The sequence below is a fragment of the Pasteurella canis genome (assembly GCF_020810675.1).
GTDB lineage: Bacteria > Pseudomonadota > Gammaproteobacteria > Enterobacterales > Pasteurellaceae > Pasteurella > Pasteurella canis.
Window position 1 is genome coordinate 294,432 of record NZ_CP085871.1, and the last position, 14,657, is coordinate 309,088.

At 36.8% G+C, this 14,657-nt stretch carries 13 protein-coding genes; 7 read left to right on the plus strand and 6 right to left on the minus strand.

What is annotated here, in order from left to right:
• Positions 1 to 52: 52 nt before the first annotated feature.
• From metF to K7G93_RS01410, 6 genes are all read left to right on the plus strand, one after another.
• Positions 53 to 937, plus strand: coding sequence for a methylenetetrahydrofolate reductase (gene metF / locus K7G93_RS01385; protein WP_228400406.1), 885 nt, complete (start codon positions 53 to 55; stop codon positions 935 to 937).
• Positions 938 to 1,294: 357 nt separating this feature from the next.
• Complete coding sequence (locus K7G93_RS01390; protein WP_226690302.1) at positions 1,295 to 2,893, plus strand: ABC transporter substrate-binding protein; 1,599 nt, start codon at positions 1,295 to 1,297, stop codon at positions 2,891 to 2,893.
• Positions 2,894 to 3,080: 187 nt separating this feature from the next.
• Positions 3,081 to 4,085 (plus strand): ABC transporter permease subunit, encoded by a 1,005-nt coding sequence (locus K7G93_RS01395; protein WP_049216344.1) that lies wholly within the window; start codon positions 3,081 to 3,083, stop codon positions 4,083 to 4,085.
• Between the two features lie 18 nt (positions 4,086 to 4,103).
• Positions 4,104 to 4,997 (plus strand): ABC transporter permease subunit, encoded by an 894-nt coding sequence (locus K7G93_RS01400; protein ID WP_049216343.1) that lies wholly within the window; start codon positions 4,104 to 4,106, stop codon positions 4,995 to 4,997.
• Positions 4,998 to 5,007: 10 nt separating this feature from the next.
• Complete coding sequence (gene dppD, locus K7G93_RS01405) at positions 5,008 to 6,003, plus strand: dipeptide ABC transporter ATP-binding protein (RefSeq protein ID WP_049216342.1); 996 nt, start codon at positions 5,008 to 5,010, stop codon at positions 6,001 to 6,003.
• A gap of 23 nt (positions 6,004 to 6,026) precedes the next feature.
• Entirely contained in the window at positions 6,027 to 7,007 is a 981-nt protein-coding gene (locus tag K7G93_RS01410) for a peptide ABC transporter ATP-binding protein (protein ID WP_115322449.1), read from the plus strand.
• Positions 7,008 to 7,075: 68 nt separating this feature from the next.
• On the opposite strand, the gene znuB is transcribed toward K7G93_RS01410, so the two are convergent.
• Both znuB and znuC read right to left on the minus strand, forming a co-directional pair.
• Positions 7,076 to 7,861 (minus strand): zinc ABC transporter permease subunit ZnuB, encoded by a 786-nt coding sequence (gene znuB / locus K7G93_RS01415; protein ID WP_228400407.1) that lies wholly within the window; start codon positions 7,859 to 7,861, stop codon positions 7,076 to 7,078.
• A gap of 11 nt (positions 7,862 to 7,872) precedes the next feature.
• Positions 7,873 to 8,664 (minus strand): zinc ABC transporter ATP-binding protein ZnuC, encoded by a 792-nt coding sequence (gene znuC, locus K7G93_RS01420; RefSeq protein WP_226690304.1) that lies wholly within the window; start codon positions 8,662 to 8,664, stop codon positions 7,873 to 7,875.
• Positions 8,665 to 8,868: 204 nt separating this feature from the next.
• Here znuC and mepM point away from each other — a divergent pair, with 204 nt between their 5' ends.
• Positions 8,869 to 10,626: a murein DD-endopeptidase MepM gene (gene mepM, locus K7G93_RS01425; protein ID WP_373316103.1), complete on the plus strand. Its 1,758-nt coding sequence runs from the start codon at positions 8,869 to 8,871 to the stop codon at positions 10,624 to 10,626.
• Positions 10,627 to 10,805: 179 nt separating this feature from the next.
• On the opposite strand, the gene K7G93_RS01430 is transcribed toward mepM, so the two are convergent.
• The 4 genes from K7G93_RS01430 to K7G93_RS01445 form a co-directional block, all read right to left on the minus strand.
• Positions 10,806 to 11,753, minus strand: coding sequence for a ribose-phosphate pyrophosphokinase (locus tag K7G93_RS01430; RefSeq protein ID WP_049216337.1), 948 nt, complete (start codon positions 11,751 to 11,753; stop codon positions 10,806 to 10,808).
• Positions 11,754 to 11,821: 68 nt separating this feature from the next.
• Positions 11,822 to 12,712: a 4-(cytidine 5'-diphospho)-2-C-methyl-D-erythritol kinase gene (gene ispE / locus K7G93_RS01435; protein WP_115322452.1), complete on the minus strand. Its 891-nt coding sequence runs from the start codon at positions 12,710 to 12,712 to the stop codon at positions 11,822 to 11,824.
• A complete protein-coding gene (lolB, locus tag K7G93_RS01440) occupies positions 12,712 to 13,329 on the minus strand; it encodes a lipoprotein insertase outer membrane protein LolB (protein WP_226690305.1) in 618 nt (205 codons plus the stop codon). The genes ispE and lolB overlap by 1 nt, the downstream gene beginning before the upstream one ends.
• Positions 13,330 to 13,369: 40 nt before the next feature.
• Positions 13,370 to 14,647 (minus strand): multifunctional CCA addition/repair protein, encoded by a 1,278-nt coding sequence (locus K7G93_RS01445; protein WP_115322454.1) that lies wholly within the window; start codon positions 14,645 to 14,647, stop codon positions 13,370 to 13,372.
• Positions 14,648 to 14,657 lie beyond the last annotated feature (10 nt).

Below are 14,657 nucleotides of genomic sequence, written 5' to 3' on the forward strand. Positions count from 1 at the left end.
CTTTAATTTAGCCATATAGACATCTAAAAATAATTTTATTCTGAGGTGAACGATGAGTTATGCAAAAGAGATTGATACACTTAATCAATATATTGCCGATTTAGACGGCAAGATCAATGTATCCTTTGAATTTTTTCCACCTAAAAATGAAAAAATGGAAACGATTTTATGGGAGTCCATTCATCGTTTAAAAGTACTTAAACCTAAATTTGTCTCTGTGACTTATGGTGCCAATTCAGGTGAGCGCGATCGTACGCATTCCGTTGTGAAGAACATTAAACAATTAACAGGATTAGAAGCTGCACCACATTTGACTGGTATTGATGCGACACCACAAGAATTAATTAATATTGCCAAAGACTATTGGAGTAGTGGTATTCGTCGTATTGTTGCATTACGTGGTGATGAGCCAGCAGGCTACGCGAAAAAAACGTTTTATGCAGCAGATTTAGTCACATTATTACGTTCTGTCGCTGATTTTGAGATTTCAGTGGCAGCTTATCCCGAAGTCCATCCAGAAGCAAAATCTGCTCAAGCAGATTTAATCAATTTAAAGCGTAAGATTGATGCAGGGGCGAATCATGTCATTACTCAATTTTTCTTTGATATTGATAGTTATTTACGTTTTCGTGATCGTTGTGCTTCCATTGGTATTGATGCTGAAATTGTGCCAGGTATTCTGCCAGTCACTAATTTTAAACAGCTAATGAAAATGGCTACGATTACTAATGTCAAAATTCCAACTTGGTTAGCCAAAAAATATGAAGGGCTGGATGATGATCAAACTACGCGTAATTTAGTTGCTGCTAGTGTCGCCATGGATATGGTTCGAGTCCTTTCTCGTGAAGGTGTTAAAGACTTTCATTTTTATACGTTAAACCGTAGTGAACTGACTTATGCAATTTGTCATACACTCGGTGTACGCCCAATAGAATAAGGCTAGATGTGTGACCTGTTTTAGTAAAATTTAGTACTTAAAACTAAAAATGGGAATTAAAAAGATAATAGGTGGATTTTATACTGAGTTTTTTTAATAAATTAGAAGAAAGTTCGGCTTTCTCTTTCTTTTGTAGAGCGGTTTGATATATATATAGCCATATTTAGTGATAAATAATGTGTTTTATCTAAAAATATGGCTCTTTTTTTCGAAAAAAATTAATAAAAAATGATATTTTTTCACATTTTATTTACATTAGGGATTGCTATTTGGTCTAAAAATTGCCATATTCGTAGATGCTTATGCAAACAAAAGGTACATCTTTTGTACTAAATCGACAACATCTTGGAGTGAACAATGAAAAAATTAACAAAACTCTCTCTTATCGCATTGGCGATGACTTCGACTGCCGCTTTCGCAGCGGGTCCGAAAACATTTGTGTACTGTTCTGAGGCATCCCCTTCTTATTTAAGCCCAGTACTAGGTACGGATGGTGCGACTATTGATGCTTCTGGTCAGGCAATGTTTAATGGTTTAACGACTTTTGAGCGTGGTACGACGAATGTAATTCCTGCACTAGCAGAAAAATGGGACGTTGCAGAAGATGGTAAAACTTACGTGTTTCATTTACGTAAGGGCGTGAAGTTCCATAGTAATAAAGCCTTTAAACCAACCCGTGATTTTAACGCTGATGATGTTGTTTTCTCCTTCAATCGTCAATTAGATCCAAACCACCCTTATTACAAAGTATCTGGTGGTAATTATGAATATTTTATCGGTATGGATATGCAAAATATCATTGATAAAGTAGAAAAAGTGGATGACTACACTGTAAAAATTAGTTTGAAAGTTCCTAATGCACCATTTTTAGCAAATTTGGCGATGGATTTTGCTTCAATTTATTCTGCAGAATATGCAGATGCGATGGCAAAAGCAAAAACACCTGAAAAATTAGATAGTGTACCAATTGGTACAGGTCCATTTGAATTTGTTTCTTATCAAAAAGATTCTTCTGTACGTTTTAAAGCCTTTGAAAATTATTGGCAAGGTAAAGCAAAAATTGATCGTTTAGTTTTTTCTATTACGCCTGATGCTTCTGTACGTTATGCTAAGTTACAGAAAGGAGAATGTCATGCAGCACCATATCCAAATCCAGCAGATATTGCAAAATTAAAAGCAGATCCAAACATTAATTTATTAACTAAGCCTGGTTTGAATGTAGGTTATTTAAACTTTAATGTAAAAAAAGCACCATTTGATAATGTCAAAGTACGTCAAGCATTAAATTATGCTGTAAATAAAGAAGCGATTATTGAGTCTGTTTATCAAGGCGCTGGACAAGTTGCGAAAAACCCGATCCCGCCAACAATGTGGTCTTACAATGATGATGTAAAAGATTACGAATATAATCCTGAGAAAGCAAAGGCACTATTAAAAGAAGCGGGCTTTGAAAATGGGTTTGAAACGGATTTATGGGCAATGCCTGTATCTCGTCCATATAATCCAAATGCACGTCGTATGGCTGAATTAGTTCAAGCAGATTGGGAAAAAGTAGGCGTAAAAACAAAAATTGTTAGTTATGAATGGGGGGAATATCTCAAACGTATGCGCGCGGGCGATCACCAAACTGGTATGATGGGCTGGACTGGTGATAATGGTGATCCTGACAACTTCTTAAATACGTTATTAAGTTGTGCAGCAGTTGAGTCTGGTTCTAATTATGCAAAATTCTGTCATCCAGAATTTAATGATCTTGTGACAAAAGCGGCGCAAGTGACTGATCCAGCAGAACGTACAGCGATTTATAAACAGGCACAAGTTGTCTTTAAAGAACAAGCACCATGGATTACAATTGCTCACTCAACTACGTATTTCCCTGTACGTAAAGAGGCCACAGGCTATGTAATCGATCCATTTGGCTTACATAATTTCTATCATGTTGATTTAGAAAAGTAAGTTGTTAGCTTAAGTGCGGTCAAATTTTTATGAATTTGGCAATAAGGGATAGCATGAGTCATATAAGCTTGTGCTATCCTAATTAAGTTATCATTTATTCTACTTTCAGTTTGACCAGTTATAATTTTCCTCTTTATTTATAGGGGAGCAAGGGATTCAACACTATAAATAATATAGAGAGTCTTCGATGTTTCAATTTATTTTTAAACGCCTTTTAATGGTTATTCCTACGTTTATTGCAATAACGTTGATTACTTTTGCGTTAGTTCATATGATTCCAGGCGACCCAATCGAAATTCGTATGGGAGAGCGTGGTTTGACCCCAGAAGTGCATGCTGAAATGATGCAAAAGCTGGGATTGGATAGGCCTTTACCTGAACAGTATTTCAGCTATGTTAAAGGTGTATTACAAGGCGATTTAGGCACTTCATTTCGTAACAATGAACCTGTACTCAAAGAATTTTTTACACTCTTTCCTGCCACCGTCGAATTAGCTTTTTTTGCTTTGTTATGGTCGTTAATTTTAGGTGTTTTTTTAGGGGTAATCGCAGCTGTTAAAAAAGATTCCTGGATATCACATACAGTAACCACACTTTCTCTCACAGGTTATTCAATGCCAATTTTTTGGTGGGGATTAATTTTAATTCTGTATTTTTCGACTCCATTAGGATTGCCTGCGTCAGGGCGTTTACCTGCAGAGTATTGGATTGAAGCTGAAACAGGTTTCATGTTGATCGATACTTGGAACTCAGATGAACCAGGCGCATTTTTAGCCGCCATTAAGTCATTGATCTTACCTTCAGTTGTGCTTGGTACGATTCCTTTAGCTGTTATCACTCGTATGACACGATCTTCTATGTTAGAAGTGCTTGGTGAAGATTATATTCGTACAGCAAAAGCCAAGGGCTTGAACACAACACGTATTGTTGTAATTCATGCTTTACGGAATGCGTTAATTCCTGTTGTTACAGTTGTAGGGCTCATTGTTGGGCAATTATTATCTGGAGCAGTGTTAACTGAAAATATTTTTTCTTGGCCAGGGATAGGAAAATGGATTATTGATGCGATTAATTCTCGAGATTATCCTGTATTACAAGGTTCTGTATTGATTATTGCTACATTAATTATTTTAGTGAATTTAACGGTTGATGTAATTTATGGCATTGTGAATCCGCGTATTCGCCATACTTAATTTTGATTGGAGTGAAACATGTCAAGTGTGACCACACTGAGTTCACCTGCACCGAAAACACCATTACAAGAATTTTGGTTTTATTTTAAACAAAACCATGGTGCGGTGATTGGATTAACTTTTATTACGATTGTTTTAATTGTTTGTATTTTTGCAGGGCTGATAGCCCCTTTCGATCCTATTGCACAAGACCGAGGTGCTTTATTACTTCCTCCCTCATGGGTTGAAGGCGGAAATAGTGCCTATTTATTAGGGACTGATGATATTGGACGTGATATTTTATCGCGTATTATCTACGGCGCTCGCCTTTCTGTATTTATTGGTTTAACTATTGTTTTATTATCTTGTTTTTTTGGCGTGATTTTGGGTTTACTCGCAGGATATTATGGCGGTTTAGTTGATACAATCATTATGCGCTTTGTGGATATTATGTTAGCTATTCCGAGTTTATTATTGACCATCGGTGTAGTAACAATTCTTGGGCCCTCTTTAACTAATGCTGCAATTGCAATTGCGGTTGTTTCCATTCCAAGTTATGTCCGTTTAACCCGAGCCTCAGTTTTAAGTGAGAAAAATCGTGATTATGTCATAGCGTCTCGCGTTGCGGGTGCTAGTGTATTCCGTCTAATGTTCATTGTTATTTTACCTAACTGTTTAGCACCATTAATTGTACAAATGACAATGGGGATTTCTAATGCCATTCTTGAGCTTGCAGCATTAGGTTTCTTGGGGATTGGCGCGCAACCACCCACACCAGAGTTAGGTACTATGTTGGCGGAATCTCGAGGCTTTATGCAAACTGCGCATTGGCTAGTTACAATTCCTGGTTTGGCCATTCTTTCTCTCGTGCTTGCTTTCAATTTAATGGGTGATGGTTTACGAGATGCGTTAGATCCAAAATTAAAACAATAAGAGGAAAAGCATGGCGTTATTAAATGTAGAAAATTTATCTGTTCATTTCGGTGATGAAAAAGCACCATTTAAAGCAGTTGATCGCATTAATTACACTATAAATGAAGGTGAAGTATTAGGTATCGTCGGAGAGTCAGGTTCAGGAAAATCAGTGAGTTCGTTAGCGATTATGGGCTTAATTGATTACCCTGGTCGTGTGTATGCTGACAAGTTGGAATTTAATCAAAGTGATTTGTTGACACTGAATGCTAAGCAAAAACAAAAAATTGTAGGTGCAGATGTGTCGATGATTTTCCAAGATGCGATGACTAGCTTAAACCCGAGTTATACGGTTGGTTATCAAATCATGGAAGCGTTGAAAGTACATCAAGGTGGAAGTAAAGCATGGCGACGAGAGCGAACAATCGAATTATTAACATTGGTAGGTATTCCAGATCCTACTTCTCGTTTAGATGTTTATCCACATCAACTCTCTGGTGGTATGAGTCAGCGTGTGATGATCGCAATGGCGATTGCTTGTAATCCAAAACTATTAATTGCAGATGAGCCTACAACAGCACTTGATGTGACGATTCAAGCGCAAATTATTGATTTGTTACTTGAACTACAACGTAAAAAGAATATGGCATTAATCTTGATCACGCATGATCTCGCTTTAGTAGCAGAAGCCGCACACCGTATTATTGTGATGTACGCAGGGCAAGTTGTAGAGGAGGGGAAAGCTGAAGAGATATTCAAAGCACCACTACACCCTTATACTCAAGCATTGTTACGTGCGCTTCCTGAATTTGCAGAAGGAAAATCGCGTTTACAGTCTTTACCTGGTGTTGTACCTGGTAAATATGATCGTCCAACAGGTTGTTTACTAAATCCACGTTGTCCATATGCAACGGAATTATGTCGTCAGCAAGAACCTGAAACACAGATTGTAAATGGTCATCGAGTAAAATGTCATACCCCATTAAATGCGCAGGGGAGACCGACTACAGCCGCACTTGCTGTGTGATAACAATAATAAAAGAGAGCAATATGCAACAAAATCAATTAGATGCTCCACTTTTGGATGCTATAAATCTTAAAAAATATTACCCAGTTAAAAAAGGGATGTTCAGTAAGCCGAGATTAGTTAAAGCGGTGGATGGAGTTTCTTTTACACTCGAACGTGGTAAAACTCTTGCAATTGTTGGAGAATCAGGTTGTGGGAAATCGACACTTGGTCGAATGTTAACAATGATTGAGGAGCCAACTTATGGTGAGTTATTTTATCAAGGACAAAATTTTTTGGTTAATGATGCAGTAACGCAAAAATTACGCCGCAAAAAAATTCAAATTGTTTTCCAAAATCCCTATGCGTCTTTAAACCCACGTAAAAAAATAGGAGCAATTTTAGAGGAGCCTTTATTAATTAATACTGATTTATCCGCTCATCAACGTAAACAACAAGTATTGGAAATGATGGCTAAAGTGGGTTTAAAACCTGAGTTTTATGATCGTTATCCACATATGTTTTCAGGTGGTCAGCGTCAACGTATCGCAATTGCTCGTGGTTTAATGTTACATCCAGATATTGTGGTCGCAGATGAGCCTGTTTCAGCTCTTGATGTTTCGGTACGTGCTCAAGTACTCAATTTGATGATGGATTTACAAGAAGAAATGGGACTATCCTATGTCTTTATTTCTCATGATCTTTCTGTTGTGGAACATATTGCTGATGAAGTTATGGTGATGTATTTAGGACGATGTGTTGAGCAAGGTGAAACTAAGAAAATTTTTAGTAACCCGCGTCATCCTTATACACAGGCATTATTATCTGCAACACCTCGATTAGAAGCTGAACACCGTAGAGAACGCATCAAGTTGACTGGTGAATTACCAAGTCCATTGAGCCCGCCTAAAGGCTGCGCCTTTCATGCTCGTTGTCGATTTGCAACTGCACAATGCGCAATTGAAAAGCCTGCATTAAAAACCTATGCCGATGGAACAAAAATTGCCTGCTTTATCGTCGATTAATTAGAAAAAAGCGAATATTGTATTCGCTTTTTTTACTCTTCCAAACTTCTCTGAAATCAGCCGCACTTTTAAGTGCTTTCTTTCTTAAACAAAGAAAGTAAAAATAATAAACTGGCACTAATCACTACAGAAGGTCCAGCAGCAGTATCATAGAAGGCTGAAAGTAATAAACCTAAACTAATAGCTATCATGCTGATAAAAATAGCAATAATCACCATACTTTCTGGGGTTTTAGCAAATCGACGTGCTGTTGCGGAAGGAATGATAAGTAAGGATGTAATAATTAATGCACCAACAAATTTCATACTAAGGGCAATAGTTAATGCAGTGAGAATCATTAAAATGAAGCGCATTTTTTGTACATTAATACCTTCTACTTGTGCGAGTTCTGGACTAACAGTTGTTGAGAGTAAAGGTTGCCAAAAATACAGTAAAGTGACTAATACGATAATTACACCTAATCCGATAAAGAGCAGATCATCGTAATTCATTGCCAGTAGATCACCAAATAAATATACCATTAAATCCACGCGTACATTTTGTAATAAACCGACAGTGACTACACCGAGTGACAAACAACTGTGTGCAATAATGCCAAGTAAAGTATCTACAGAAAATTGCGTTTTACCTTCTAACCATACCATACTGACAGCGAGAATCAGCGTTAAAATAACAATAGATACATAAGGGTTAATATCGAGGAAAATACCAAGTGCAACACCAAGTAAGGCAGAATGTGCTAAGGTATCGCCGAAGTATGCCATTTTGCGCCATACAACAAAAGCACCAAGTGGTGCGGTAATCAGTGATAGTAAAATACCCGTTAACCAAGCTGGGAAAACAATTTCAAACATAATTTATCTCGTTATTTTTGATGGTGACATTGCTCTGATGTAAAGTTTGGTGCACAACAGATATCGCCATGTATATCATGTTTGTGATTATGCTTATGAGTATACAGTGCAACATTTTTAGCAAATTGGTCACCGAAGAAGTGAATAAAAGTCGGATCATTAGATACGATTTCAGGTGTGCCTGCACAACAAATATGTTGATTGATGCAGAGGACTTGATGTGTATCTGCCATCACAATATTTAAGTCATGCGACACCATTAAAATAGCGCAATTCAGTTTTTGTTGAGTTTGATGAATCAGTTGATATAGCTCTGCTTGACCATTAATATCCACACCTTGAGTAGGTTCATCAAGTACTAATAAGTTAGGCTTGTTTAGAATTGCCCTTGCTAACAATACACGTTGCATTTCGCCACCAGAGAGCTTTTGCATCTTACTTTTAGTTAAATGAGAAATAGATAATAGAGCTAGCGTTGCTTTAATTTCTTGTGAGCTAACGCCTTTTTTAAGTGATAAAAATCGTTCGACTGTAATTGGTAAATTGTGATCAAGATGAATTTTTTGTGGTACATAACCGATACGTACATTTTTACTATAGTGTACTTTTCCTGATGTGGGAGTTAAGAGTTTAAGCAGGACTTTTAATAAAGTCGATTTACCACCACCATTAGGACCAACAATCGTAATAATGGAATTGGGATAAATCGTGAGATTGATATTTTGTAATGCTTTTTTTTGTTCAAAAGTGACATTAATATTTTTTAGTTCAACTAGGGGTAAATTGATAGAATGAATTTGCATTATTTGTTAGACTTGACCGCTTAAAAATTGCAGTAAAAATAGCTTATTTTTAGCTATTTCACAAGTTTGCCGTATGAAAATGAGTAGAATGGATACAATTCCAGCATTTATTCGCTTTTTTTGAAAGCGTGTCGAATTTTTTAGCATTTATTTGGTCATAATAAAGCAACATTATTAGAGTTTAAGAATACATAAAGGGATAGAATGGTGCGACATGTTAAGTTAGCAAGAGATAGACGAAGAAAAAAATTACAAATTAAAGTAATGATTTTCTTTAGCGCCATTTTATTAATTATTACAGGTATTTTATTAAGAGATAAAGAAGAAACAGCTGATACTGTATCTACTACTGTTACGACTCAAGCACAAGAGAATATTCCACGCTCTGAATCCTCTAACCTATTTTCAGAAGTTTCTGTTCCTACTTCAAGCACTGAATTGAATCAATCTGAGCATTCATCATTTACTAAATCTTTTACTGATACAAACGTCTCGACAACATTATCCTCTTCTCTTGAGTCTTCATCTCCACCTGAAATAACAAATTATGAATCACATGCAAAAGTAGCCGAGAATGAAATAGCATCAGTAAACCAGCTAACATCGCCTGTAGTAGATTCTACATCAGTTGGAGTTGACCCAGCAGAAACTATATCAGGAACTTCTTTAAGTTCAGGTTCTTCTACTGAGCATAGTGTAGTTGGAGAGAATGAAATAGATCGAGCTAGCATGAATAAATTGGAGGTTAATTCTCTTGATGCAACTTCGTATTATGATGATCTTGAAGCGAAAGATGATGAAGTTGATGAAATTAAGCCAGAAACAATCGATGAGCTAGCAGAGTTTCCTGAATCAGCTCGCAATGCATTAAATGATTTATTTGATGTGATGGATCAGGCTATGCGGATTAAAAATCAATTTAGTCATACTGTAGTTAAAGGCGATACATTAAAAGACGTATTAGAACTATCAGGTTTAGATGTGAAAGTCAGCGATGCACTGATAAAAAGTTATCCTGAGTTTAAAAACCTTAAACCTGGTCAGCAATTTTATTGGATATTAGATAATCAAGGTGAGTTAGAATATTTAAACTGGCTAGTTTCTGAACGTGAAGAACGAATCTATGAAAGAACTGAAGAAAGTAAGTTTAAACGTGAGATTCTCAAAAAACAGAGTGTATGGAAAAAAGAAGTATTAAAAGGAAAAATTGATGGTTCTTTTAATACAACTTTAAGAACATTAGGATTAGAGTTACGCCAAATTAATCAACTTGCAAATGCATTACAATGGCAAATTAACTTGAAACGTCTTAAAAAAGGAGATAAGTTCGCTGTACTCGTTACGCGTGAATATATTGATAATAAGCGCACCGGGCAAGGCAATGTAGATGGTATTCATATCATTTCAGGAGGCAAAAGCTATTATGCGATTCAAGCTAGCAATGGACGTTACTATAACCGACAAGGCGAAACATTAGGTAAAGGTTTCGCGCGTTATCCTCTACAGCGTCAAGCACGTGTTTCTTCTCACTTCAATCCTTATCGCCGCCATCCTGTAACAGGGCGTATTGCACCTCATAAAGGTGTTGATTTTGCAATGCCTATAGGTACTCCAATTATTGCGCCTGCTGACGGTATTGTTGAAAAAGTAGCATATCAGGCAAATGGTGCAGGACGTTATATTGTGATTCGCCATGGTCGTGAATACCAGACGGTTTATATGCATTTAAGTCGTCCTTTAGTGAAGGCAGGACAAAATGTTAAACGTGGTCAACGTATTGCTCTTTCAGGAAATACAGGGAGATCGACTGGACCACATTTACATTATGAATTTCATATTAATGGGCGAGCAGTGAATCCATTAAGTGTCAAGTTACCAGGGACAAGTAGTGGAATGGGAACAGCTGAACGCAAACAATTCCTTGTTCGGGCCAAAGAAGTTGAGCGGCAATTGAAACTATAGTAGAGATGATAATATTTTCTACACAAAGTGCGGTTAAAACTTTTCTAGTTTTAACCGCACTTTGTTTACTAATAGTTATATTGATATTATAAATAAGCATGAGTTCATGACTTATTTTATATTTTATAAAATATAAAAAAGGCGAATCTGGATGATTCGCCTTCATTTTTTAAAGTATTTTATGTAAACATCGCAGAGATAGATTCTTCGTTACTGATACGACGAATTGCTTCTGCTAACATACCTGAAAGAGTCAAAACACGCACTTTGTTGAGTGCCTTAATTTCTGGTGAAAGTGGGATAGTATCTGTTACTACTACTTCATCTAAAGCATCACTTGCCAAGTTCTTTGCAGCTGAACCAGAGAATACCGCATGTGTAGCATAGGCAAACACACGTTTAGCACCACGTTCTTTTAATGCCTCAGCTGCTTTACATAATGTGCCACCTGTGTCAATCATATCATCAACTAAAATACAATCACGACCAGCTACATCACCAATAATATGCATAACTTGAGCAACATTAGCACGAGGACGACGTTTATCAATGATTGCCATATCTGTATCATTCAATAATTTGGCAATTGCTCTCGCACGAACAACGCCTCCAATATCAGGGGAGACGACGATAGGATTTTCCATATCTAGTTTCTTTAACATATCATGCACAAGTACTGGTGAACCAAAGACGTTATCTACAGGTACATCAAAAAAGCCTTGAATTTGTTCCGCATGTAAATCACAGGTAAGTACACGATCAACCCCAACACTGGATAAGAAATCTGCAACAACTTTCGCAGTAATCGGTACTCGAGCAGAGCGTACACGACGATCTTGGCGAGCATAACCGAAATAAGGTATAACTGCAGTAATACGGCCAGCAGATGCACGACGCAGTGCATCAACCATTACAATCAACTCCATTAGGTTATCATTTGTTGGTGCACAAGTAGATTGAATAATGAACACATCACTACCACGTACGTTTTCATTGATCTGAACTTGGATTTCACCATCACTGAAGCGACCGACAGTCGCATCACCTAATGAGAGATATAAACGTTCAGAAATTCGTTTTGCTAGTTCTGGAGTTGCATTACCAGCGAAGAGTTTTATATCAGGCATTGTTAATTGAACCTCGAGGTTTAGATTGTAAAGAATAAAAAATAGTAGAGTTAATCTGTTATTGCATTTTATTTGTTTAATTGCATAAGCATTTTATGCAAAGGTGAAATATTTAATCCTTGTGCGACAAAACCAAAATATTGTTTTGGCATCGTTTGAAAGGCTTTTTTAGCACTTTCTTCATCATTAAATTCAGCAAATACACAGGCGCCAGTGCCTGTTAATCTCGATGGCGCATATTGTAGCAACCTGTGGAGTATTTCTTCAACCTCTGGATAATGATTTAGGACAACTTTTTCGCAATCGTTTTCATATTTTTGTGTAAGTAATTGCGCTAGTGGTTTTTTTGGGGTATTTCGCGTTAAATTCGGATCCGAAAATATTATTGCTGTCGAGATAGCAACATCGGGCTTTAATACAATATACCATTTTTCTGGTGGATCACAGTAAGTAATCTTTTCCCCCACACCTTCTGCAAAAGCAGCATGCCCATGTATAAAAATAGGCACATCCGCGCCGAGAGTAAGACCTAATTTTGCTAATTGTTCTATACTTAACTGTGTATTCCAAAGTTGGTTTAACGCGAGTAATGTTGTTGCAGCATTTGAGGAGCCTCCGCCAATACCCGCACCCATAGGCAAGATTTTATCTAAGTGTAAATTAGCACCTAGCTTGCAGGCGGTTTTTTGTTGGAGCAGTTTGGCAGCACGATAGACTAAATTATCTTCTGTTGCCAAATTAGGTATTTCAGGTGTAAGACAGATTTCATCATCTTGTCGAACTTCAATCTCTAACCAGTCACCAAAATCGAGGAATTGAAATAATGTTTGCAATTCATGATAGCCATCAGAACGTTTATTATTGATATAAAGAAACAAATTTAGTTTAGCGGGGCAAGGAAAACGTAATTTTTCCTCTTGTAATGATAAATGTGCAGTAGAAAATTGATAATTTTGCATTAATATGTCCAGCTATCTATACGTATTTTCAACGTTTGCCCTTCAGTTTTTAACAGAATATCTTTTGGTAAAGGTAAATTTTGTTGATGGTAGCTGAGGTAATCTGCTGTCCAAATATAGTCATTGAGTGGATAGCTAAAATTTGCTAATAGATGGTTCTCTCCCACATTGTAATCTACTTTTTCATCTGGCTGTCCTTTCAGCCATAGTGCAAACTGTGCTAAAGGAAAATCTATACCAATCATTTCTTTTAATAATTGTCTTGCATCAGATGCCGCACGTTGATTGCCTTTGTTATCATAAATACGCATCAAGTTATTACGCATTTCAAGTGTCAGAGTCGTATTACTGATTGTCGATGAAAGGATCAAAAGATAATTTGCTGAGTTTTGATATTGCCAACTAAAACGCGTGGAGAATCTCTCTTTTGTACTGATATAACCGAGTTGACCTTGATTACGATATTGCTGGATTTTTTTTATTTGACTGAGGTGTTGTTGCCAGCTTGGATCTGTTTTATCGATATACTTGATATTTGTTGGGCGCTCTGTATCGAGTGTACAAGCGCTTAAAATAAGACTGATGATAGCTGAAAAAAAGATGTAATATTTTTTCATAATATAAAAAGAAACGTAAAATTAAGGTTATTTTACGAGCTTAATCCACATTAGTAAAGTGCGGTAGAATGTCCACTCGTTTTTGCTTGATGACTTCAGTACGACGACGATTAAGTTCATCGCGTATAGTCTGTTTTTTAAAGCCCTCAGCAATAATATTTTGGACATCAACTTGTTGTGCGGCTTGATAAAGCTGCCATAGAAAGTCTTTTTGTGGGTAAGTAACCTGTTCAAAGCCTATTCTTCCTCGACTATCAGCAATACAAACTAATAAAAACTCTTCAAAACGTTGTGGTTTACGCCATATATCAAAAGTATTAAATAACTTAATGATAGTTTGAGGTCTAAGCTCAAAAGCTTTATGGACATGTGAGTGATATTCACAACATAGTTCTGCCAAAGTTTGTATTGCTTTGGGTATTTTTAAACGCTGACATAACGCTTTTATTGGTTTGATACCTACTTTCTCGTGTCCATAATGGTGAGGTAAAATCGTTTTGGGTGTTAATGCTTTACCTAAATCGTGACAAATTGCAGCAAAACGAACCGCACTTTTATGGTAATTTGTATTCTCCGTGAGTAAAACTGCCTGCTGTAAAACTAACATGGTATGAATAAATGAATCGACTTCAGGGTGGTATTTTACTGGATTTGGCACGCCATATAATCCATCTAATTCTGGAAAAAGTATAGTCAGTGCACCAATTTGACGTAGTGTTTCAAAATAAATTTCAGGGTTTTTTTCTAATAGTGCTTTTTCTGTTTCTGCCCAAACTCGTTCAGCAGTAAGATGAATGAGCTCACCTGCTTGTGTCAGTTGTTGCATGAGCGCAAGAGTTTCCTCTGCGATTGTGAAACCAAGATAGTGATAGCGAGCGGCAAAGCGGGCCACACGTAAAATCCGTAAAGGATCTTCTGCAAATGCGGGGGAAACATGGCGTAAAATACCATTCTTAAGGTCATGTAGGCCACCATAGAAATCATGTATTTTCCCATCTGAATCTTGGGCGAGTGCATTAATGGTTAAATCACGACGCATTAAATCTTGTTTGAGTGAAATAGTAGGTGAAAAATCACAGATAAAACCAGTATAACCACTACTTACTTTTCGCTCTGTACGAGCAAGAGCATATTCTTCTTTTGTATATGGATTAAGAAAAACAGGGAAGTCTTTACCGACTTGCTGATAACCTTGTGTAATTAAATAGTCTGGTGTGGCACCAACGACAACCCAATCGCGATCTTTAACTGGTAGTTTAAGGAGCTGATCTCGCACAGCTCCCCCTACTAAGTAAATTTGAATGTTGTCTTTTTGCATTAGTTTAAAC

Coding starts and splice junctions, on each gene's coding strand:
- metF (WP_228400406.1), top strand. CDS start 53: ATGAGTTATGCAAAAGAGATTGATACACTTAATCAATATATTGCCGAT.
- K7G93_RS01390 (WP_226690302.1), top strand. CDS start 1,295: ATGAAAAAATTAACAAAACTCTCTCTTATCGCATTGGCGATGACTTCG.
- K7G93_RS01395 (WP_049216344.1), top strand. CDS start 3,081: ATGTTTCAATTTATTTTTAAACGCCTTTTAATGGTTATTCCTACGTTT.
- K7G93_RS01400 (WP_049216343.1), top strand. CDS start 4,104: ATGTCAAGTGTGACCACACTGAGTTCACCTGCACCGAAAACACCATTA.
- dppD (WP_049216342.1), top strand. CDS start 5,008: ATGGCGTTATTAAATGTAGAAAATTTATCTGTTCATTTCGGTGATGAA.
- K7G93_RS01410 (WP_115322449.1), top strand. CDS start 6,027: ATGCAACAAAATCAATTAGATGCTCCACTTTTGGATGCTATAAATCTT.
- znuB (WP_228400407.1), bottom strand. CDS start 7,861: ATGTTTGAAATTGTTTTCCCAGCTTGGTTAACGGGTATTTTACTATCA.
- znuC (WP_226690304.1), bottom strand. CDS start 8,664: ATGCAAATTCATTCTATCAATTTACCCCTAGTTGAACTAAAAAATATT.
- mepM (WP_373316103.1), top strand. CDS start 8,869: ATGGTGCGACATGTTAAGTTAGCAAGAGATAGACGAAGAAAAAAATTA.
- K7G93_RS01430 (WP_049216337.1), bottom strand. CDS start 11,753: ATGCCTGATATAAAACTCTTCGCTGGTAATGCAACTCCAGAACTAGCA.
- ispE (WP_115322452.1), bottom strand. CDS start 12,712: ATGCAAAATTATCAATTTTCTACTGCACATTTATCATTACAAGAGGAA.
- lolB (WP_226690305.1), bottom strand. CDS start 13,329: ATGAAAAAATATTACATCTTTTTTTCAGCTATCATCAGTCTTATTTTA.
- K7G93_RS01445 (WP_115322454.1), bottom strand. CDS start 14,647: ATGCAAAAAGACAACATTCAAATTTACTTAGTAGGGGGAGCTGTGCGA.